Source organism: Bacteroidota bacterium, from assembly GCA_018266755.1.
Classification (GTDB): domain Bacteria; phylum Bacteroidota; class Ignavibacteria; order Palsa-1295; family Palsa-1295; genus JAFDZW01.
The window spans coordinates 582,659-604,395 of sequence record JAFDZW010000001.1; the positions used below are offsets into that span (position 1 = coordinate 582,659).

Consider the following 21,737-nt stretch of genomic DNA (forward strand, 5'->3'; position numbering starts at 1 on the left):
TGCAATAACAATACGGATAAGGTCAACAGGGGACCACGACCAGCATCTGCGTGGAAGCAATCGTTCGTCAATGTGGATGAATCGTTACTTCCCGAGAATCCAATACGCCAGTAGCGCGACGCTCTCGCGCACGCGGTAGTAGGCGAGGTCTTGAAAGGTCTGACGGATATTCGATGGCGTACCGATGGCATCGACGCCATTGAAGCGGCACATTTCGATCACGCGGGCAAGGTGATACTGGTCGCTAACGATCACAAAGCGATTCCAACCCTGTTTCTTTTGCAGTTCGTCTCGCAGGTACAAAACTTGTTCAAGGGTGCTGTGACTGCGCGATTCGGCGACGATCCGGTTCTCTTCGATCCCTCGTTTGACCAGCTCGGCCTTCGCGATTTCCGCTTCGGTGCGTTCGCCCGTTGCATTCGAACCGGTGACGACGAGTTTCGGGACGATCGAGAGCTTGAGAAGATCCTCGCCGACTTTGATACGCTCCGAAAGCGTGGGGCTCGGCCGTTCTCCGCGCTCGTTGCCGTGCCACACCGCAGCGCCGAGCACTACGCCTGCATCGGGATCGAATTTCTTCAGTTCGCTATAGTCCGAAGTGACGTTATACGTGAACGAGAATACAAATGCGACAATGATCGCCGAGATGAATACGCTGAGGGTGACCCTGAGTACTCGGAGGATTCCGGCAAAATGAGAGAAGTCATATTCCCGTCTCGGAACAAGCAGCGATAAAAACAGCGAGCGGCATGTGAGGTAGCCAATCGATGCGATGCGCGGGAATTCGCCGGCCTCGAAATTTCTCGCCTCGAACGTGATCGCAAGAATGACGGCTGCCACGATCGTCACTGCAACGGCGCGCCGACGACTCACGAGTATCGGACGAATAAACGCCCGCAATAACATTGCGACCGTGAACAAGAACAACAGGTTGGAGATCGTATCGCTTTTGGTCGAGAACCGGAAAAACTGCGGAATGAGACCCTGACCTTCGAAGCGGGCGTTGGTCAACAGATAAAACGACATGCACTCGAGCATGATCGCTAGCCCGATGAGCGCACGCTTGAGTCCGCTCGTCGCTGGGTTCGACAGGGTCGCTTGCATCGATGCATACAACAGTCAGCCGACGCGAAAAGTAATGGAAAAGTGGTGGCTGTGCGAACTCCATATTCTCTGTCATTGCAAGGAAATCCGTGTGCGGACGACCATGCAATCTGCAATCCTAATGTATGCGCCACGATTCAAGATTGTAGATTGCTTCGTCGTCGCTTCGCAACTTCCTCGCAATGACATGGGGGGGCAAATAAAAAAGGCGACCATCGGTCGCCTTTGATCTGCATCTATACACTTTCTTATTCCGGCTCGACCTGTGCGTAGTCGAGTTCGACAGGAGTCTTGCGGCCGAAGATCGAGACTTCCACCTTGAGCTTCTGCTTGTCCTCGTTGACCTCTTTGATCTGCGCCTGGAAGCCGTTGAACGGTCCGTCGATGACCTTGACCGGCTGACCGAGATAGTATCGGACTTCCGGCACTTCGAGATCCTTGCGCTCTTCGACCTTACCGAGGATGCGGCGCATCTCGTCGGGCTGTAGCGCGGTCGGTCGGTCTTTCGACGGGCCGACGAAGCTCACGACACTCGGGATCGACAGGATAATATCGATCAGCCTCTTGTCGAGCGCCGCTTCGAGGAGGATATAGCCGGGGAGGAAACTCTTGGTTTTGACGCGCTTTTTACCGTCGCGTACTTCAAACACTTTTTCGTTGGGGATAACGACCTCGAGGACGCGATCGGAGAGGCCGCGGCGCTGCATCTCATCTTCGATGTAGGCCTTGACCTTGCTCTCGTGCCCGGTGAAGCACCGCAGCGCGTACCATTTGGTTTGTGTGGCTTGCAGTTCGCTCATGGTCGTCATTGGTTACATTCCATAGACCAGTCGTAGCACTACTTCGAAGATCTTATCGACACCGAAGATGAACGCCGAGGTAATGATCGTCAGAACGAGCGTAACCATCGTCGCGTCTTGCAACTGCTCGCGTGACGGCCAGGTGACCTTCTTCATCTCCTTTTGAACTTCGGTGATGAAGCTGCTCACGCGACCGCCCATGCCCTTCTTTTCCGGGGCGAGCTGTGTCGAAGTGGTTGTCAGTGTTGTCTCTGCCATAAACGTGCGCGGTTAGTGTGTATGTGCGCGTAATCGAACGTGGCACGTGCGGAGGGACTCGAACCCCCAACCGGCGGTTTTGGAGACCGCTACTCTACCAATTGAGCTACGCACGTATCGACTGTAGAATTAAAAAATGACTTCTCAATTCTACAGTGTCAATTTACTTGGTTTCCTTGTGCGTCGTGCGCTTGTTGCAGCGCGAGCAATACTTCTTGTATTCGACGCGACCGGACTGCTTGCGCTTGTTCTTGGTCGTCGAATAGTTGCGCTCTTTGCATTCGGTGCACTCAAGTGTGATAATGTCTCTCATCGTCGTATCCTTTCAAAAAAATCGTTTGCTGCGAGCCACCGGCATCGAAGCAGTGTGAGCGGGAGACGGGACTCGAACCCGCGACCAACAGCTTGGAAGGCTGTGACTCTACCAACTGAGTTACTCCCGCCTCAGATTGAGGGCAATAGAAATTCCTGCCCTCTGCAGAGCCATTAGATAGCAAAAAAATACATCTAATGGTTCCGAAATTCGCGCAATGATATAGATAATCAATCAGTTGCGGGGAAGTTCTGCATTCGGAGCGGGGATGGGGTGCTCCGCAAGGATCGTAGGCTGAGCTCACGACCGGGATTGAACCGGTGACCTCGTCCTTACCAAGGACGTGCTCTACCAACTGAGCTACGTGAGCGGTGTGGGCAGAGAAGGATTCGAACCTTCGTAGACATCAGTCAGCAGATTTACAGTCTGCCCTCGTTGGCCACTTGAGTATCTGCCCAAACAATTTTGAACATTGAATACTACGACTCGAATGTGAGTGGGATATTCCCGATGCATACTCACTATTCAACACGTACCATCCAATCGAGAGAGCCGGCAGACGGACTTGAACCGACGACCTGCTGATTACAAATCAGCTGCTCTACCAGCTGAGCTATGCCGGCACAGAACAAAAAATCTCACCCAAGAACACTATTCGCTTTCTGGGCGAGATTTAGCGACGTAAAAATGATTTTCGGTCGTAACTGGTTCCCAATTCACCGATTTTGAGTGCAATTCATTGCTGTTGCTGTAACCCTCAGCGCCGCAAGGCGTTCTTTGTGGCATGAAACACTCTGTCCGACTCATTGCCGTAGCCTTCGTCCTGTTGGGATCGGCACGATTATCTGCACGAACCTACGACTGCCGAATCCATGATGTCACGATCGTTCGTCCGGAACGTCGCAATCCGCTCGAACCACACAAAGATGTGTACATCCATGACGGGAAGATCGTCCTCGTCACGAATGCTTCGAACCAGCCGAAGATCCATTCGATGCACTTGATTGACGGCAGCGGTAAATTTCTGATGGCAGGACTTTCCGATATGCATGTCCATCTGCCCGCTGATCATCTCGACCAATTTCTCGCACTAAATCTGGCCGCGGGCGTGACGACCATTCGCTCGATGCGGGGAAAACCCGAGCATCTTGCCTTGAGAAAACGATTGCAGAAGGACTCGCTGCTTGGCCCCGACTTGATCGTTGCTACACCATACTTCCCGAATAAGAAGATCACGATCGCCACGCTCGCAGATTCCGTCGCTGCATTCAAGCAAGCCGGCTACGATTGCATTAAGGTGTTGGCCGTGCCGGACTCGGCATACTTCGAAACCCTCATGAAGGCCGCGAATGCGGTACATCTTCCTGTTGTGGGACACTGGCCCTGGCAGGTTCCGATCGAGCGTGTGATCGAGTCTGGGTATGATTGTATCGAGCATCTGCAAGGGGAAGAAGAGGCATACACTGCCGATACGGCGAACGCGGATAGACTCGCAACGCTGCTCGTACGACATCATACATGGAATTGTCCGACGATCGACTTCTACGCTATTGTTTGGCTTCAGTTGCCGCTCGCTGAACTGCGCAAACGCAGCGGCCTCGATTTGCTCGATCAATCGGATGTCGAGCAGTGGGATTCTCTCATGCGTGCGCGTGAGGCGAAGCGATATGCAGGCAGCGGGGATTCTCTCGAGCGCAAACGTGAGAAGGACCGAACATACATTCAAACAAAACTGCGACTCGTGAAAGCTCTTGCCGACCGTGGCGCTCGCTTTCTTGTCAGCGGCGCCGACGCTAACGACCCGTTCGGCGTGCCGGGATTTTGTGTGTGGGAAGAATTGAAGTGGCTCTCGAAAGCAGGGTTGTCGAATCAGCAGATCCTGACCATGGCGACGTATAATCCCGCCGTCTATATGAACAAGACGAAAGAATGGGGAAGCGTTGCCGTTGGGCAGCGGGCAAATCTGGTCTTGCTCAATACGAACCCGTTGGAATCGATCGACAACATTCGGGATCAATCGGCCACATTCCTGCATGGCGAGTTCTTCCCGAAGGAAGTACTCACAGCTCGGGCACTGGAGTTGCGCTCGCCTACCAGATGAACGGGATCAGCCGGTCCGTGCGCTTGCGATATTCCTCGTAGGCCGGGAATCGTGCGGCGAGCAACCGCTCTTCGTAACGCAGCTTCATGACAAGATCAGCGAGCAATACGACCCAAAGGATCATCACCGGCGGACTTCCGTCGTTGAGCGCGAACCCGAGTGTTGCAAGCAATACACCGGTGTACATTGGGTGCCGGATGACACCATAAATGCCTCCGGTCACCAGCACGGCATCGGTCTTCGGGATCGGTAGTACACGGAAGTTGCCGAGCCGCATCGTCAATACCCCGGTGAGCGCAACGAGAACGCCGAGCACGACGATTGTCATCGGCCATAGTTGTGCAGTTGTTTGAGAGCCGAAGTAAATGATGAGTAAGCCGCTGACGAATTGCACGATGACGAGCGCCAGTGCATAGGGCTTCGATTCGGGAGAGGTAGGTTTCATAATACAAAGGGCGGCATAATAGCCGCCCCTTATAACAATGCGATGCCGATTGTCATTCGGCAGGAATGATGAGGCGTTTGCCGGCCGGAATCTTGTTTTTCGTGATCCGATTTGCACGTTTGAGGTCGGCAACACTCACGCCGTATTTTTCCGCGATGGAGAACAGCGTGTCGCCGCGACGAACACGATAGGTGATGTTCTTACGTGACGGGTGATCGGTATCTCCCTGCGAGGCCGTCTTGTTCGGTGCATAGACTTTCAGCTTTTCGCCGGCCTGTAGCGACTCTGCGGTCTTGCCGTCGTTCCACTCGCTGAGTGTTGCGACCGACGTTCCGTACATTTTCGCGATGCTCGTCATCGTTTCGCCCGGACGAACCGTATGCGTACGGGCTTTCTGCGCGACGCTCGGCGCGGCGTCGTCAGCGCCGGAAGATGCGTAATTCTCCGACGTGTAGATCTTCAGCTTCTGGCCAGACATTACACCGTGACGAATGACCTTCTTGTTCCACTTCTTCACGTCCGCAAGCCCGACGCCAAAATCGTCGGCGATCTTCGCCATCGTATCGCCGCGTCGAATGGTGTAGGTGATCCATCGTTTCTTCGACGATTTGGTCGACGGAGTCGTCTCGGCGACCGAACGCTGTGGCTGATCGCTCGGCGTACTGTTCTTGATCTCGATCGTCAGGCGCTCGCCCTTGCGGAGCTTGTGATGTGTGCTGAGGTCGTTCCATGAACGAAGATTCGCTACACTGACGCCATAGCGCGATGCGATGGAGTTCATCGTCTCGCCGCGACGCACGCGGTGATATACCGTGCGGGTGCTCGATGCCGACGGGTGGCTCTGATTGTCTGCCGTGACCACAGGCTTCGGCGCTTCGGTCGGGGCCGGAGCGGGAGCCGTCAGGCCGCCCTGATGCTGCGGCTGATCTGCTGGTGCGGTCTGTGGTGCAGGCGTGCTATTCTTCGCGAGATTATCCGAGTTCGATACGGCGCCCGGCGACATCACCGATGCAGGAATGCGCAAGCGCGAACCTTTGCGAACACGTTCGCTCTGGTCCATATTGTTATACTCGGCAAGTTGCTGCGGTGTTAAGCCGTAATTGTGTGCGATCGAGCGAAGCGTTTCGCCGCGGCCGACCGTATGCGTGATCCACGGACGTTTCTGGTCGGCGGTCAGCAGAGCATATCCCTTGTAGAAGTTCTGCGATGTTCCGACGGGTACACGAAGCGTATATCCACCGGCCGGGCACAGCTCCGGCGGGGGAGTCGAGAACTGTAGCAACTCCGGATTGAGGTCTTTAATCTGATTGCCCGTCACTCCTGCTGCCATTGCGATCGCGTTAAGATCGACTGTTTCGTTCACACGAACGGTATCGAACTCCATTGGCGCCTCTTGCGAGATGTTGTTGAAGCCGTACCGCGACGGGTCCATTGCGATAAGCGTACAAGCGATATAGAGCGGCACATAGTTCTGCGTCTCGCGCGGCAGGCAGTCGCGGATACCCCAGAATGTCGTATCCTGGCTCTCGGCGATGCAGCGCTTGATGCGCGTCATCGAACAATTGTAGCAGCTCAGAGCCAGATACCAATCGCCCATGGCTCGATAGAGGTCTTTGAGGTGACGAGCCGCTGCGTACGTCTCTTTCACCGGGTCGCGCTTGTTGTCGAACCACCAGTTGCTCTTGAGGCCGTAGAGTGCTCCCGTTCCTTCGATAAATTGCCACAACCCGACGGCCTGCGCGCGCGAGGTGACGGTCGGGTTCAGCCCGCTCTCGATCATCGAGAGATAGATAAGCTCTTCCGGTGTGCCGACCTCTTTGAAGATTTTCTTCATCATCGGGAAATAGCGACCGGACCGGCCAAGCCACTTTTCCATGAATTTGCGGCCATTGCCCGACATGAAATAGGCAATCGACTGCTCGACGATTGGATTGACAACGAGCGGCACCTGCGTATGGCTCAGGTCCATCGGCTTCGGCACCGGGATCTTGCTGATATCGGTCTTTGCCATTTCCTCGTTGAACTTCTGGCGGAAGGCATAGATCGACGACGACGGCGGCAGGTAGTCGATTTTCGTGACGTACTTTTCGTAGTCCTCGAAGACCGAGCGGGTGAGCTCTTGGAAATCTTTATTCTCGCTGATACCCGGATAGTAGATTAGCCGGTTCAGAATGTCGATGGCCGACTCGAAACGACGGACCGTTTCGTTCTGGTCTTTGCGCTGTTCGGCAGCGAGCGCGCGGAGCCATTCCTGGCGTGCGGCTTCGAGTTTATTTTCGACGAGCAACGAATCGACCTGCCCTTTATCGTCAAGGACGGTGAAGGGGTCGGCATTGCGTACCGGTTGCTGGACGGCGGTCGAGTCCGAGTGCTCGGTTTTTGATACAGTTTTGGTGCCGCCCCCACAGCCACTGAGCATGCCGATGGTCGTAACCAAGAGCAATGCGGCGGCGAGCGAGCGGAGTCGCCGGCTATTCCATTGCATTAGTAGTATCTCCAGATCGAATGGGGAGCGCTCGTGGCTACAAGCAGGGCCATCAATAATTGTGCCGCGCAAACTGCAGGGGCGCTTGCGGGTGGCAAGGCGCTCCTGCAAATTGAGTGGCGGATAGCACCGCTGGTTTCTACGATCACTCAGTTCGAGAATTAGGGCAGCACCCTCAGGTGTACCCCGTTTTGTACAACTTACCAACAGCCTGTCCAGTTTCAGCTCGACCGCCCGAAGGTTCTTCAAAGGTCAAAAAAATCAAAACAGGCTATCAATTTCTACAATATACGAAAATTTCTGCTCTGATGCAACACCTATCAACATTTTTCCCCACAAAATATCCAGAGGTGATTCCGAATGTTTGAATTGGTGTGGATATTCTAAAAACTTTTACCAAAGTGGGTGGTATTACTGACTTCAGGCAGAGCTACCTGTACTGGTTCTGTTTATACGGTTTACGCAAACGTCATTCTGAGCGAAGCGAAGAATCCCTTGATGAAACGCACTGAGGCTCCGCCGCAGGGATTCTTCGCTTCGCTCAGAATGACGTCGGTATAAAGCAATGGGCTCCGGCACTCCAATCATGACGATAAGGTAAGTACAAAAGTGTCAATTGTATTGGAACAAATATGTAGCGACATCGTATTTTGTGCATTCCCTCTTGGAGGACGAACCTTACGCCTCGGCGATTCGGTTGTTGTGTTCCCCCGAAGAAGTTGCTTTTTGGAGTCTGTTCAGGATTAGCTACTAATGTGGATTGTTAGGCTTGCGCTCCGCCGACCGTACACCATAGCGGTCATGTGTTTCTTCGTGTTGTTGATGGGAATACTCTCGATCAAGAGTATGCTTGTCGACATATTCCCGACGATCGACATTCCCGTCGTTTCGGTCGTGTGGAATTACAACGGTCTCTCGGCCGAAGATATGGAGCGTCGCGTCATCCTTCTCTCCGAGCGAGCGTATTCGACCACGGTCAGCGGTATCACGCGCATCGAGTCGTCATCCATTCCAAGCATTGGACTGCTAAAAATCTACTTCGAGCCGGGCTCGGATATCGGTGGCGCCATTGCACAGATCTCGTCGGTGAATGCGGCAATTATCAAGATCATGCCTCCCGGCATCGGTTCGCCGGCGGTGGTCCGTTTCAATGCATCGAATGTGCCGGTCGCACAGCTCACGATGTCGAGCAAGACCATGAGCGAAGAGCAGATCTTCGACTACGGGCTCAACTTCGTTCGCATCAGCCTCTTCACGATTCCCGGCCTCTCCACTCCTGCGCCGTACGGAGGAAAAGGAAGGCTTGTAACCGTCGATGTCGATCCGAAGCTGCTCGCGATGAAAGGCCTTTCGGCTGCGGACGTCGTGACGGCGCTGAACAACTCGAATTCCATACTGCCCGCCGGCACTGCCCGTATCGGCGAGACGGAGTATAACATTGCGATGAACGCGAGCCCGGGGTCGATCGAAGAGTTCAATGACATTCCGATTAAAGTCGTCAATGGTGCGGTGATCCGCATCGCCGATGTTGCGAAAGTCTCGGACGGATTCAACACCCAGACGAACATCGTGCATGTCGATGGCAAACGCTCCACCTACCTCGCCATCATCAAGAAGGCGAACGCTTCGACGTTAGAAGTCGTCAGCGCGACGAAGGATGCCTTGCCGGCGATCAAAGCAGCCGCACCGAACGGGCTCGATCTTTCTATCGACTTCGACCAGTCGGTCTTCGTACGCTCGGCGATCGACAGCGTATTGCGCGAAGGCGTAATCGCGGCGATCCTGGTCTCGATCATGATTCTGTTCTTTCTCGGCAGTTGGCGTAGCGTCATTATTGTCTGTACGTCGATCCCGCTCGCCATCATGGTCGGTGTAATCGGGCTGAACCTGACGGGAAATTCGCTCAACATCATGACGCTCGGCGGATTATCGCTCGCGATCGGCATGCTCGTGGACGATGCCACGGTGGAGGTGGAGAATATCCATCGAAACAGTAACATGGGCAAGCCGCTGACGGTCGCGATCCTTGACGGTGCCCAACAGATCGCTGTACCGGCCATCATGGCCACACTCTCGATCTGTATCGTCTTTTTCCCGGTCGTGTTGCTGACGGGGCCGTCGAAATTTCTGTTCACGCCGATGGCATTGTCGGTCGTGATCTCGATGATCGCTTCATACCTGCTTTCGCGTACGCTCGTGCCCACGCTTGCGCGAATGCTGATGAAATCGGAGCACCACCACGGCGAGACATATAAACACAAGAACGTATGGTCGCGGATCAACGATGCACGCGAGCGTGGATTCGACCGATTCCAGGAAGCCTACGGACGCATTCTCGAACTCTTCTTACATCACCGCACCTTTGCGCTCGGCGTCTCGGCGGTCGTTGCGATCGTCTCTATCATGCTCGTGAATGTTGTCGGCACCGATTTCTTCCCGACGACGGACTCCGGCTTGATGAAGATGCATTTTCGTGCGCCGGTCGGTACACGGTTGGAAGAAACCGAGCGCATTGTGTTGCAACTTGAGGACTCGATCAAGACGTTCATTCCGCGTCAGGAACTTGCGCGTATCAACGACCAGATCGGCGTTCCGACCTCATACAATCTTTCGATGGTGCCGTCGGATAATGCCAGCGGGATGGATGCGGAGATCCTTCTGTCGTTGAAGCCCGATCACCACCCAAGCGTCGAGTATATGAAGAAGATCCGCAAACTCGTCGCCGATCGCTTCGGCGGCTGCGTGATCTACTTCCAGCCAGCAGACATTATGAGTCAGGTGCTGAACTTCGGTCTGCCGGCGCCGATCGATATTCAGATACAGTACCCAGATCTAAAAGTGTCGCATGATTATGCACTGAAGATCATGGATGCGGTCAAACTGATTCCGGGTGCTGCGGATGTTGCATTGAAACAGGTGCTGGACTACCCGTCGCTGCGTCTGAATGTCGATCGCCAACGCGCCGCGCAGCTTGGACTGACGGTACGTGACGTGGCGAACAGTATGTTGGTCTCGCTCTCGTCGAGCGCATTGATCTCGCCGTCGTTCTTCTTGAACCCCAAGAACAATGTGAACTACAACGTGTCGGTCAAGGTCCCGCTTGAGCGTGTGACGACGATGGAGGATCTGCTTTCGAGTCCGATCACACCGCCGACAGCTGCAAATTTGCTTCAGACCGTCGCAGCCAGCCCGACGGATGTTCCGACCCAGCCAACACAGCGACTTGGCAATCTCGTCAACGTAATAAGCGAGTGGGTGCCGAACGAACTCGATCACTATACCGTCCAGCGTGTGCTCGATGTGACGGCGAATGTCGAAGGGCGCGATCTCGGTTCGACGGCAACGGATATTCAGAAGGTGGTAGACAAACTCGGCCAGTTGCCGAAGGGAATGAAGATCACCATACGCGGTCAGAACGAAGTGATGACCGAGTCGTTCAGAAGTCTGGGACTTGGCATTATCATCGCCATCGTGCTTGTGTATCTGCTGATGGTCACCTTATTCCAATCGTGGCTCGACCCCTTCATCGTCATGGTGGCAGTGCCCGGTTCGCTCTGCGGTATCTTATGGATGCTCACGATCACGGGCACGACGATCAATGTCATATCGCTCATGGGTGCGATCATGTCGGTTGGTATTGCGGTATCGAACTCGACCCTGCTCGTGAGTTTCGCGAACGATGTTCGTGTCGAGCATGGCTACGATTCGCTGCGCGGTGCGCTCGAAGCAGGCAAAACGCGTTTGCGGCCCGTGCTGATGACTGCGCTCGCGATGATTCTCGGCATGATCCCAATGGCGCTTGGTCTCGGCGAAGGCGGCGAACAAAATGCACCGCTCGGCAGAGCGGTGATCGGCGGTCTGATCTTTGCGACGTTTACGACACTCTTCATCGTGCCGGTCGTCTATTCGTTACTACGAAAGGGTCGCCCGACGAAGCATGAACTTGAAGAGCGATTCCAGGCCGAAGAAAAGGGATTCACCTACGACCCGAACGAACCGAGCCAGGTCGTGGTCGACTAAGCGGCAGTATAACAGTTTCAAGAGGATACGATATGACAGAGGGGAAGATATCAACTGGGCGTTCCACCGGCTTCTTCGTAGGCGGCTTGGTCGTGCTCATCATCGTCATCGGAGCATTTTTCTTGTTCAAGTCCGGTCGTGACGAAACGCTGCGCAGCGACGCCAACGAGCGAGCGAAGCAGATCTCAGAAGGCACACCCGTGAACGTGGGGATGGTTATACCCTCATCTGCGGAGCGGACGATCACGATCCCAGGCGAAGTCCGTCCGTTCGCATCGGTGACGCTCTATGCAAAGGTAAGTGGATACCTCAAGAAGATTGTCGTCGATAAAGGCGACATGGTCAAGGAAGGCCAATTGATCGCCTCGATCGAATCGCCCGAAACCGACCGTGCAATTCAAGCGGCAGAAGCAACTGCGAAGAACAAACGTAGTATTGCCAATCGCGACCAGGAGCTGCTGAAGAAGGGACTCTTCTCACAACAGGATGCCGAGCAGGCTATGGCCGATGCCGATGCCGCCGAAGCGAATCTGCAGGCGTTGCGCGAACAGCGAAACTATCAGACGATACGGGCACCGTTTTCCGGCCGCGTGACGGCACGTTTCGCCGATGCCGGCGCACTGGTGCAAAGCGCAACGAGCTCGCAGACGAGCGCACTGCCGATCGTGACGGTGTCGCAAGAAGAGAAACTGCGAATCTATATCTATCTCGATCAGCGCGACGCAACATTTATCCGCGAAGGCGATAGCGTCCATATCCGTCTGCTCGAACGTCCGGGTGTCGATATTCCCGCGACGATCACTCGCTACACGGGCGAGATCGATCCGAAAACGCGCACACTCCTTGCCGAGATCGATATCGATAATAAAAACGATCTGATCCTTCCGGGTAGCTTCGTGCAAGTGAGCGTCAGAATCAAAGCGCATCCGTTGCTACAAATGCCTTCGTCGGCCCTTATCGTAAAGGGGCCGCTCTATTACGTTGCGATCGTCGATGACGGGGGGATCCTGCATTTCAAGCAAATCCAGATTGCGGACAACGACGGGAAGATGTGTCAGATCGTCTCCGGATTATCGGGTGGTGAGCACCTTGCGCTTGGTGTTGGGGATGCACTCAAGGATGGCGACAAGGTCAAAGCGATTCTGCCTGCCGCAAAAAAGTAGCCTCACTCGTCTCGATGCAGATAATGTTTCGGCTCGAGTTTGTCGAGCCGAATGCCTTTCGGGATTCCCTGTGGAAATCGGGCGTATTCCGATTTCGATTGGAGCCAAATCCGGGTGCTACTGTTTCCACTCTGATCGGCCAGATCGGCATCGCGATAATAGCTGAAGTGTCCCGCTGCGGATTCGGCGTTTGATGTTCCGATCCACATCCCAACCCAGGCCGGCGCGGTGAACACCAGCCACCATCCATGTGTCAACGTCGATACCGTTCCGAAGCCGCCCCACGTAGCCATCTCACCCGTTGCGACGTCGTGTATTCGGAGCTCGATGCTCAAGACTCGATCATACGGCACTCTGACCATTCCATAATCGGTCAGTACGTATGCTGCCGAATCGGTTGTGCCGATATATTCGCCTTGAACGATCGCCTCGTGACTGGCTTGGCCAAGTCTGAGATAGATCCACCCTCCGTAGGGGTCGGCAGCGACCTGATCGCGCTTCGGCAGCCAGCCGCGAGGGACGCGATACGATGCGCAACTGCCCAGTAGCAGTGAGCTCGCCAGTATCAGGAGCGTAATCGTTTTATTGATCGCGGCGGACATATCTGCTGCTCCAAAATGAATTCTCGAGCGACGATTCCAACGACTTGAATCGAGGAGCCTCCATCCGAAGGAAGGCATGCGGAAAGAGAAACATCATCGCTGCCTTCGCAGGATCGGTTTCGGCGAGCCATTCCTGACGCATCCATTCGATATAATAGCCGCGTGCATCGAGGAACAGATCGAGATCACCGTATGCGTCCGGAAGATCGTAGCGAAGAATGCGCACATCTGACGGCATCGAGACAACGTGCCCCGAACCGGTCTGCAAAATCGCAAGCTCATCCGGTTGTGCGACTGAATCTTTCAGTACGAGTGACGGCTTTATCCGTATCGGCGTGACTGCCGGACCGAGCGCTGCGAGCGCCACATAGTTGAGGCGCCACATTCCTTTGGTCATACGCAGTCGCACGTGGCCGTTGAATGCGATCTCATCGGGAAGGGCAACAGTCTGAACATTGTGTGCGATTGGTCCCGTCTCGTAGAACGAACCGGCGCGATGCCATGTGCCGGACGAATCTTGTGCGAGAACCTCGATGCCTCCGAAGATTGTACCGAACGGATCGAGATATCCTCTGTATGCATCCGGATGCGACTGCATGCGCGAAAGCATCGCTGCTGCCGAGTCGCCGAGATATGCAAGACCTTGGTAAAAGAGATAGGTCGTGAGCAGCGTCTGTCGAAAACCGAGCGTTAATCCGAGGTGGTGCGTTCCCGATGCATCGAACACAAGATCGATGTCTTCTTTGGATTCAAGATCGTTGGAATCGGTATAGCTTAATCGCTCGAGCGTATCGAATGAGACAAGCGTTTTCAGCACGTCGCCTTCGGGTGCGGTGCATCGTGACGGAGGCATCAGCAACGATGCTTGGCGCAACGACCCGTCGCTCATGTGCAGGATCCGTCCGCCGCCCGGTGGCCGAGGACACACGAGCAGATCGGCAGAACGTATTAGATGAGTCTCGTATGCCTCGTTTGTCATGCGCAGGTCGAACGTTCGCGAGCGGGGGACAGCCGTGTAGAGTGCATCGATGTCGTTTGCTTCGAGCGTTGGGAGGACGCTCGAAGAAAATCCTTCGGCCATGAGTGTATAGCGACTGCCATCCCATGCGTAAAACGTCGGGCAGGAGCCGAAACATGCTTTGGGGGTTAGTAGGCAATAAATACTCAGTGCGAGCGAGAGGCCGGTAAATACGGTCATTTCCGGTACAATCGTCCCGCTCTCGACGACGTTCGATTCGAGCAGGGCAACCGACGCCAGACGTACCGTATCGTAGCCTGTGGAGATGACATCCCGGTTCGCATCGAGCATGACGCCATGACCGTAGAGATAGCCGTCGGCGGGATATGCTTTCCAGTCGTCGAGGATCTGGATGCGGCCATCGTTGTAATGTACTTTCAGATATGGGGAGCGCGAGTCGAGCGTAAAATACTTATCGGGCTTTGCGATCGTACGGGTGACATGATTGGCCTGACACGACATGCACGTCACGAGCGGCAGCATGAGCAGGAGTCGAACGGAAACCGGGAGCGCGTTCCGTTGTCGCATGTTCGGTTTTGAAAGTAGTTATTTCTTCTTGGGCGAAGAAAGGGTTACTTCTTTGTTCTTCGCTGCCGATTGATAAATCGCCTCGACGACTTGCATGCGCATCGTTGCTTCGTTGCCTGTGGAAACGAGCGGTACGAGCCCGCGGCATGCATTGACGAAATGGCGAAGCTCGTTTTCGTACGACTTCTTATACATCGCAACCTGCGATTCGGTCTTGGCCGGAGTCAGGTTCACCAGATTTCCCGCGACGTGTTTGAATACACGCAGCGGATTGATGAACGCCGAGCCGTCCTTTCCGAACACGTTGCAGTAGAAGAAATCGCCCTCGCGGTGGAAGGTCCAGCTGGTTTCGATCGTCAGCGTGACGCCGTCGGCCAGACGAATGAACACCGCTGCCGAATCCTCGACTTTCTTAGTAAACTGATAGTATGTCGTCGCGCTGACCGTCGCAACCTTCGGGTAATTCAAGAGCCACAGCGCCATATCGAGCATCACGATGCCGAGATCGATGAATACGCCACCGCCCGATTTCTCTTTTTGTTGCTGCCACGTCGCTGCCGACGATTGCTGCTTCAACCAGCCGCTTTTGATGTAATACACATTCCCGAGCTCTTTCGACTCGATGAATGACTTGAGGATCATCGTATCGGGGCGGAAGCGGTTGTTCATGCCCACCATGAGCTTGCGGCCATATTCGTCGGCAACATCCGCGATGGCCTTCGCTTCTTTGGCCGTACGTGCGATCGGTTTTTCGACGATCACATCTTTGCCGCTCTGGAGTGCGGCGATCGCCGGTGCGGAATGCTGGTCGGTCGGAGTACAAACATCGACCGCCTGAATCTCGGAACCGAGGCCGGTTGCGAGCAGTGCATCGATCGACTTGAATGTCGAGTGTACGCCATAGCGTTCGGCAATGGCTTTCGCTTTGCGTTCATCGGGATCGACAATAGCGCAGAGCTCAACGTCTGCCATGCGTTTGAGGATAGGCAAATGCACAATCTGTCCGATATTGCCACAGCCGACGAGCGCGAGTTTGAGTTTCTCCATACGTGCAAAAATACGTGCTTTAGGGTCTTCGCAGATCGAAACGGAATGTTTCGAGCATCCCCATGGCGGGATTCTTCAAATAGACGGTTCGGTTACTCAGAGTATGAGATTTCTGGCAGCACTGGCGGTGCTTGCAGTCGTCATCATCGGCTGCGAAAGCGATAACCCAAATTATAGCACGTTCACGCGAGTACTCGCTGTGGATTCGTCGCATCTCGGGTATGATTCGTCGGTCAAGGTGATCGTCTTTTCGCCGATCCGTGCGGATGTTGCGGTTCGCATCGATACGATTGCATCGATGCACGATTCGCTCGTCGTCTATTGCTATTCGCATGCGTTGGTGTACGATTCGCTTCGCTACTTCATGCGCAAGCCGACGTACACGCTGTTCGATACGCTGCATTTCTATTTCGAAGGCGTGGTCGATAGCCTTGGCGAAGCGCCGAACGATCCGGCATTGCCGGACCAGTTCCGACTGGACTCCCTGAAGATTTCTCTCCCCTCTGATCGAACCCCCGGCATCCTCACGCAGCCCAAATGACGGGCAACAAAGCGGTGAGAATTGTGTTTTACGCTCGAATCAATCCGTTTCGATTACATGAAGAAGCTACTATTCCTGATCGTATTATTGTCTGCGAGCGCCAATGTGCGCGCACAGATCCTCGCTGAAGTCTATCGCAATATCGACTGTGCCAACTGCCGCCAGCCCGATGACGGACTGGAGCAGTTCGTGGCACAGAACCCGAATCTGAAGATCACGACGGTGTACCTTCATACGGATTTCCCGTCTCCGGTCGATCCGTTCTTCCTTGCCTCGCAGACCGACGTTTCGCATCGATTCTATGACGTGTACCAGCAGAGTTCGACGCCGCTTGCGGCTATCGACGGCTTTGTCGCCGGGACGTCGTTATCGAGCTGGAAGCAGGTGATCGGTGTTGCTCCTTCGTTGCCGGTCACTGTGAACGCCCAGGCAGCCGATACGAACGGAATCATCACCGTACACATGCACATCGAAGGCGGAAGCGGCGTCCAAGTCCGTCCGTACGTGATGCTCCTTGAATCGAAAATTATTTATGATAACCAGAAGTCGTACGGCAAACTGGACTCATGGGATAATATTTTTCGAGCGATGATCCCCGGCAAAGATGGTGGAGATGCATTTACGCTCGGCGGAAGCCATGATGTTACGTACACGTTCGACGTCACCGGCAAAGGATATGCCGAGTCGAACCTCAGCATCGTCGCATTTGTACAGGAGGTCGCCGCACAACCTTCCCCGAACAACACATCGTATCTGATCGATGGCTTCGGTGTCTCGACGGTCACGATCAACTCTGCGGTCACCCCGCAGACGGAAAACTTGGTTTCGCTCGGTGCACCGATGCCGAATCCGTCGGCTGCTGCCGTGAGCGTTCCGTTCACCCTTCCAACAGCAGCCACAGTGAAGATCGTGGTGAGTGACGAACTCGGCCGCGAAGTGGCCACCATTGCAAACGGTACCTATTCAGAAGGAAGCAGTACTGCAGTATTCAACCCGCAGGTGCGTCGTCCGGGCGTGTATGTCGTAACGATGAGTGCGGACGGAGTGCTTGTTGGGACGAAGAAGATCGTTCTTCAGTAAGAACTCTCTTCACCCTATCGCTGCTCCGTATGGGCATCCTATTGCGAGATCTTGTCGCTGCGCTCTCTCGTGCATTCCCGCTGCGAACGGCGGGGTACGAGAAGGATGCCGTCGGTCTGCAAGTTGGCTTCGATCGTAACGCGGAGCTACGCAAGCTGCTTGTTGCCTACGAAGTGACCGAAGCGGTGATCGACGAAGCCATTGCCGTCGACGCAAACTGTATTCTGGCGTACCATCCGCTTATCTTTCCGAACCTGAGCGCGATCACCGATTCGTCGCGTACCGGCAAACTGGTGCGCCGACTGGTTCGAGAGAATATCGCGCTCTATGTTCTGCACACGGCCTTCGACGCGAATATTTCGTTCGGTACGAGTACACTGATGGCACAGGCGCTCGGCCTGCAATCTCTCAGGCCACTTGCGCCGCTGGAAGGGAAGCTCGAGAAGCTCGTGGTGTTCGTCCCCACGACCGAGGCCGAGAAGGTCCGTCAGGCGATGTGGGCAGCCGGAGCGGGGAACATCGGTAACTACGACGAGTGCTCGTTCGCTGTCGAGGGGGTAGGGACGTTTCGCGGAAACGATCTTTCGAACCCCGTCATCGGCACCCCGAATGTTCGTGAGAGCGTAAGTGAGACCCGCATCGAGGTCATCGTGGAAAAATGGAGAAGTGCGGCTGTGATCCGGGCAATGATCCAAGCGCATCCGTACGAAGAGGTTGCATTTGACCTGTATCCGCTCGCGAACGGCCACCCGACTTATGGAATGGGGAGTGTCGGCGAATTGCCACAACCGCTTGAACCGGATGCGTTTCTGCGGACCGTCTCACGGGTATTCAAGACCCCTTCGCTACGCTATAGCACGGTAACAAAGCCTACGGTGAGGCGTATCGCCCTCTTGGGCGGGGCAGGAATGGACTACTATCGCGCGGCGCTTTCGGCCGATGCGGATGTATTTGTAACCGGCGACGTGCGCTATCATGACTTCTACCGTGCAGAGCACGACGGTATGTTACTGGTCGATGCAGGGCATGCAGAGACCGAACGGTGGGTAGTCGCTGGAATGCGGAATGCCCTCGCCAGTGTTGAGTTATTCGTAGATTTGCACCCGGATGTACACGACTCCTTCATCGTGGAGTCTCGCATTGTGCCGAATGCGGTTCAGTATCATCTCGAACAAGCCTGAATAAAATTGTGAGCGAAAATTTAGTCGGATTATATCAGCTACAGAAGATCGACAGCGAACTTGACGACCTCATCGCCAGCCGAGGCGAGCTACCACTTCGTGTCGACGAGTTGCGCGAGGCCCTGCTCGAACGCGAGAATATCCTTTCCGATATCGAGCGGTTCATCCATGAGCGCGAAGCACAGCTTCGTGCCATCGAGTCGGATACGTCCGAATACCGCGAGAAGCTCGAGAAGTACAAGAGCCAGCAGTTCGACGTCAAGACGACGCGCGAATACGATGCGATCACCTTCCAGATCGAAGATGCGACACGCCGGCTGAACGAAGGCGCGGAAATGATCGGTCGTCTCGGGGTCGAACTCGAGAACGCCAGCCGCGATGCCGATGCTGCCCGTGCCGATGTATCGTCTCTCAAGGATGAGTTCGACGAATCCAAGCGCCTCCTCGACGAGATGCTTGCCGAAACTGCCGAAGAAGAAAAGCAGCTTCTGGCCAAGCGCAGCGATGCCGCGAAGAAGATTGACAGTGGTTTTCTGTCAATCTATGAGCGTATTCGTCCGGCAAAGAACGGCTTGGCGGTGGTGCCTGTGAAGAGTGGTGTGTGCGGTGGCTGTTTCAACGCCATTCCGCGCCAGTTGGTACTCGAACTCAATCGCGGCAACAAGCATACGGTCTGCGAGTATTGCGGCCGCATCGTAGTCGGCGAACCCGTCGCTGTCGCTGTCGATGGCGAACCCCAGCCGGTTAACCACGATGTTGACGAAGAAGGGGAAGAGTGATTTAGAATATAAAAGAATGTAAAATGTAAAATTGAAGAGTGCACGTAGGAGAGCCTAATTTTACATTTTACATTCGACAAAGATTTTGCTTGCCATCGGACGGTCGCGTTCATCTTCGGATGGATGAGGAAAGTCCGAACTCCCGAGAGCAGCGTGCCGTGCGAGGGTAACCAAGCACGGGCAGGGAAGAATAATTGCGAGAAAACACTTCCCTGACAGCGCAGTGTCACAGAAAGCATACCGCCCTTTGGGGTAAGGGTGAAATGGCGGGGTAAGAGCCCACCGCGCTTCGGGTAACCGAAGCGGTCACGATAAACCTCACGCGGAGCAAGACCACGTAGGCGATCCGTCATCTTCGGATGATTCCTGCTGCTCGCAGGCTGTGATCGCGGGTAGGTCGCATCAGAGAAATGACCGTCTCCTATCTTCGGGTAGACAGACAGAATTCGGCTTACAGATGGCAAGCAAGAGTTTTCGAAGAACGAAGTGTGAATCGTTGAATCTTGCCGTCTGCTTGGTCGTAGTAAGTCCACGATCGTTATGCAATTTACCATATTGACTTCACACTTCGAGTGAGCCGCCACGACCCATACGCCGTCCTTCGCATCCGCGATTTCCGATTCTTTATCTACGCACGACTCGCCATGACGATCGCCTTCCAAATGGAAGAGGTCATTCTGGGATGGCAGATTTTCGCGTTAACGAAAGACCCGCTTTCGCTCGGGTTTATCGGCCTCGTTGCTGCGTTACCCGCACTCATGGTGTCGTTGTATGCCGGGCACTTATCCGATGTCAAGAATCGCCGGACAATCGCACTGATCTGTCTCGTTGTCTTTACGATTTGCGGCGTATCCCTCTGGATGCTTTCGAGCAATATTCAGTCGGTGTACAAAGCGGCGGGCGTGATGCCGTTCTATACGGTTTTACTCGTTTCGGGTTTTGCGTCCGGATTTTTTAGCCCGGCCATCATCTCCTTCGGGGTGCAGCTTGTTCCGAGCGAGCTGTATGCGAATGCCTCGGCATGGAGAAGCTCGACATGGCAAACCGGCGCCATTGCAGGCCCAGCCATCGGCGGACTGCTCTACGGATTCGTCGGCGCAAACGGGGGATTCGCGGTGGTGACTGTTTTGATGTTCTTCTCGCTCGTGTGGATCGCGCTGATCCCGAGCAGAGGCATTCCGAATGAGAACAAGCAGGAAGGCATTGTCGAAAGCCTCAAAGCCGGAATTGCCTTCGTTTTCAAGAATCAAGTCATCGTCGGGGCACTTTCGCTCGATCTTTTCGCCGTGCTCTTCGGTGGTGCCGTGGCGATGCTGCCGGTTTATGCGAGCGATATTCTGAAGATCGGGCCCGAGGGGCTCGGGATCCTGCGAGCAGCACCTTCCGTCGGTGCTGTGATCGTGGCGCTCTGGATGGCACATCGGCCGCTCTCGGGCGAGATCGGCAAGAAGCTCTTTGCCGTCGTGCTTGCGTTCGGCCTCACGATCATCGTCTTCGGCATTTCGAAGAACGTCTATCTTTCCCTTGCCATGCTCGCGCTCGGCGGCGCATTCGATTCCGTCAGCGTGATCATCCGCTCGACGCTCCTGCAGCTATCGACCCCGAACGAAATGCGCGGCCGTGTCGAAGCGGTCAATATGATGTTTATCGGTTCGTCCAACGAGATCGGCGCCTTCGAGTCGGGCGTCGCAGCGAAAATCATGGGCATCGTTCCGAGTGTCGTCTTTGGGGGATGTATGACACTCGTTTCCGTGTTTACCACCGCACGACTGACGCCGATCCTACGAAAACTGCGCTACGAAGACTTAGTGGCGTCAGATAAATCGTAGGAGCGACGCATGCGTCGCCCGTCTTCGCGGCGAGCGTTCGCTGAAGGAATCGTACCACCTAAATCGCGGTCGAGTCATGCCTCGACCCTTCGAGAGCGCGATGACGAGAATCGAAAAATTGCAGGAGTTTCTCAAGGCCGATCCGAACGATAGCTTCACCCGTTATGCGATCGGCTTGGAGTATCGCAGTATGAAAGACTATCCGTCGGCCATTGCGGAGCTCGATGCATTGCGTACCGACGATCCGACGTATTTGCCTACGTACTATCAACTCGCCGAGTGTTATCACGAAGCGGGGCAGACCGATCAGGCGGTTGCATGCTTCAAACAAGGCATCGAGGTCGCTCGCGCCGCAGGCGATACTCATACTGCATCCGAGCTCCAACTGGCACTCGATATGATCGAAGACTAATTGCAACTCCGGTCGGCAGACAGAATTACAC

General features: G+C 54.9%; 18 protein-coding genes, 5 tRNA genes and 1 other RNA gene. 10 read left to right on the forward strand and 14 right to left on the reverse strand.

Going from position 1 to position 21,737, the window contains the following annotated elements; translation table 11 throughout:
* Window positions 1–84: 84 nt before the first annotated feature.
* The 9 genes from JSS75_02250 to JSS75_02290 form a co-directional block, all read right to left on the reverse strand.
* Complete coding sequence (locus JSS75_02250) at window positions 85–1,104, reverse strand: YdcF family protein (GenBank protein MBS1902511.1); 1,020 nt, start codon at window positions 1,102–1,104, stop codon at window positions 85–87.
* A 248-nt stretch (window positions 1,105–1,352) separates the two neighbouring features.
* Window positions 1,353–1,904, reverse strand: coding sequence for a transcription termination/antitermination factor NusG (gene nusG, locus JSS75_02255; protein ID MBS1902512.1), 552 nt, complete (start codon window positions 1,902–1,904; stop codon window positions 1,353–1,355).
* A gap of 12 nt (window positions 1,905–1,916) precedes the next feature.
* A complete protein-coding gene (secE, locus tag JSS75_02260; protein ID MBS1902513.1) occupies window positions 1,917–2,105 on the reverse strand; it encodes a preprotein translocase subunit SecE in 189 nt (62 codons plus the stop codon).
* Between the two features lie 97 nt (window positions 2,106–2,202).
* A tRNA-Trp gene (locus JSS75_02265) sits at window positions 2,203–2,278 on the reverse strand.
* Between the two features lie 47 nt (window positions 2,279–2,325).
* Entirely contained in the window at window positions 2,326–2,475 is a 150-nt protein-coding gene (rpmG, locus tag JSS75_02270) for a 50S ribosomal protein L33 (protein MBS1902514.1), read from the reverse strand.
* Window positions 2,476–2,532: 57 nt separating this feature from the next.
* Window positions 2,533–2,605 (reverse strand) — tRNA-Gly (locus tag JSS75_02275).
* 167 nt (window positions 2,606–2,772) lie between these two features.
* Window positions 2,773–2,845, reverse strand: a tRNA-Thr gene (locus JSS75_02280).
* Window positions 2,846–2,849: 4 nt separating this feature from the next.
* Window positions 2,850–2,932, reverse strand: a tRNA-Tyr gene (locus tag JSS75_02285).
* Between the two features lie 93 nt (window positions 2,933–3,025).
* Window positions 3,026–3,098 (reverse strand) — tRNA-Thr (locus JSS75_02290).
* A 161-nt stretch (window positions 3,099–3,259) separates the two neighbouring features.
* On the opposite strand from JSS75_02290, the gene JSS75_02295 reads away from it, so the two are divergent.
* The gene (locus JSS75_02295; GenBank protein MBS1902515.1) at window positions 3,260–4,576 is read left to right on the forward strand and encodes an amidohydrolase family protein; all 1,317 of its coding nucleotides are present in this window, start codon (window positions 3,260–3,262) and stop codon (window positions 4,574–4,576) included.
* Here the strand turns inward: JSS75_02295 and JSS75_02300 are convergent.
* Window positions 4,566–5,021: an isoprenylcysteine carboxylmethyltransferase family protein gene (locus JSS75_02300; GenBank protein ID MBS1902516.1), complete on the reverse strand. Its 456-nt coding sequence runs from the start codon at window positions 5,019–5,021 to the stop codon at window positions 4,566–4,568. The genes JSS75_02295 and JSS75_02300 overlap by 11 nt on opposite strands.
* 52 nt (window positions 5,022–5,073) lie before the next feature.
* Complete coding sequence (locus JSS75_02305) at window positions 5,074–7,506, reverse strand: LysM peptidoglycan-binding domain-containing protein (protein ID MBS1902517.1); 2,433 nt, start codon at window positions 7,504–7,506, stop codon at window positions 5,074–5,076.
* A 753-nt stretch (window positions 7,507–8,259) separates the two neighbouring features.
* Between JSS75_02305 and JSS75_02310 the strand changes: the two genes are divergently transcribed.
* Both JSS75_02310 and JSS75_02315 read left to right on the forward strand, forming a co-directional pair.
* Window positions 8,260–11,526, forward strand: coding sequence for an efflux RND transporter permease subunit (locus JSS75_02310; GenBank protein ID MBS1902518.1), 3,267 nt, complete (start codon window positions 8,260–8,262; stop codon window positions 11,524–11,526).
* A gap of 32 nt (window positions 11,527–11,558) precedes the next feature.
* A complete protein-coding gene (locus JSS75_02315) occupies window positions 11,559–12,689 on the forward strand; it encodes an efflux RND transporter periplasmic adaptor subunit (protein MBS1902519.1) in 1,131 nt (376 codons plus the stop codon).
* Window positions 12,690–12,691: 2 nt separating this feature from the next.
* On the opposite strand, the gene JSS75_02320 is transcribed toward JSS75_02315, so the two are convergent.
* From JSS75_02320 to JSS75_02330, 3 genes are read right to left on the reverse strand one after another with little or no spacing between them, the layout of a single operon-like run.
* Window positions 12,692–13,291 carry a hypothetical protein gene (locus JSS75_02320; GenBank protein MBS1902520.1) on the reverse strand — a complete coding sequence of 200 codons (600 nt, stop codon included), beginning with the start codon at window positions 13,289–13,291 and terminating at the stop codon, window positions 12,692–12,694.
* A complete protein-coding gene (locus JSS75_02325) occupies window positions 13,272–14,837 on the reverse strand; it encodes a hypothetical protein (GenBank protein ID MBS1902521.1) in 1,566 nt (521 codons plus the stop codon). Before JSS75_02325 ends, JSS75_02320 begins: the two co-directional genes overlap by 20 nt.
* 18 nt (window positions 14,838–14,855) lie before the next feature.
* The gene (locus JSS75_02330; GenBank protein MBS1902522.1) at window positions 14,856–15,884 is read right to left on the reverse strand and encodes a Gfo/Idh/MocA family oxidoreductase; all 1,029 of its coding nucleotides are present in this window, start codon (window positions 15,882–15,884) and stop codon (window positions 14,856–14,858) included.
* A 103-nt stretch (window positions 15,885–15,987) separates the two neighbouring features.
* Between JSS75_02330 and JSS75_02335 the strand changes: the two genes are divergently transcribed.
* The 7 genes from JSS75_02335 (at window position 15,988) to JSS75_02365 (ending at window position 21,706) form a co-directional block, all read left to right on the forward strand.
* Window positions 15,988–16,425, forward strand: coding sequence for a hypothetical protein (locus JSS75_02335; protein MBS1902523.1), 438 nt, complete (start codon window positions 15,988–15,990; stop codon window positions 16,423–16,425).
* A gap of 57 nt (window positions 16,426–16,482) precedes the next feature.
* Window positions 16,483–17,505 carry a T9SS type A sorting domain-containing protein gene (locus JSS75_02340; GenBank protein MBS1902524.1) on the forward strand — a complete coding sequence of 341 codons (1,023 nt, stop codon included), beginning with the start codon at window positions 16,483–16,485 and terminating at the stop codon, window positions 17,503–17,505.
* A gap of 29 nt (window positions 17,506–17,534) precedes the next feature.
* On the forward strand, window positions 17,535–18,686 hold the full coding sequence (locus JSS75_02345; protein ID MBS1902525.1) for a Nif3-like dinuclear metal center hexameric protein: 1,152 nt from the start codon (window positions 17,535–17,537) through the stop codon (window positions 18,684–18,686).
* A gap of 8 nt (window positions 18,687–18,694) precedes the next feature.
* Window positions 18,695–19,465: a hypothetical protein gene (locus JSS75_02350; protein ID MBS1902526.1), complete on the forward strand. Its 771-nt coding sequence runs from the start codon at window positions 18,695–18,697 to the stop codon at window positions 19,463–19,465.
* An 87-nt stretch (window positions 19,466–19,552) separates the two neighbouring features.
* An RNA gene (gene rnpB, locus JSS75_02355) (RNase P RNA component class A) lies at window positions 19,553–19,935 on the forward strand.
* A gap of 102 nt (window positions 19,936–20,037) precedes the next feature.
* A complete protein-coding gene (locus tag JSS75_02360) occupies window positions 20,038–21,294 on the forward strand; it encodes an MFS transporter (GenBank protein MBS1902527.1) in 1,257 nt (418 codons plus the stop codon).
* Between the two features lie 100 nt (window positions 21,295–21,394).
* The gene (locus tag JSS75_02365; GenBank protein MBS1902528.1) at window positions 21,395–21,706 is read left to right on the forward strand and encodes a tetratricopeptide repeat protein; all 312 of its coding nucleotides are present in this window, start codon (window positions 21,395–21,397) and stop codon (window positions 21,704–21,706) included.
* The last annotated feature ends 31 nt before the right edge of the window (window positions 21,707–21,737 follow it).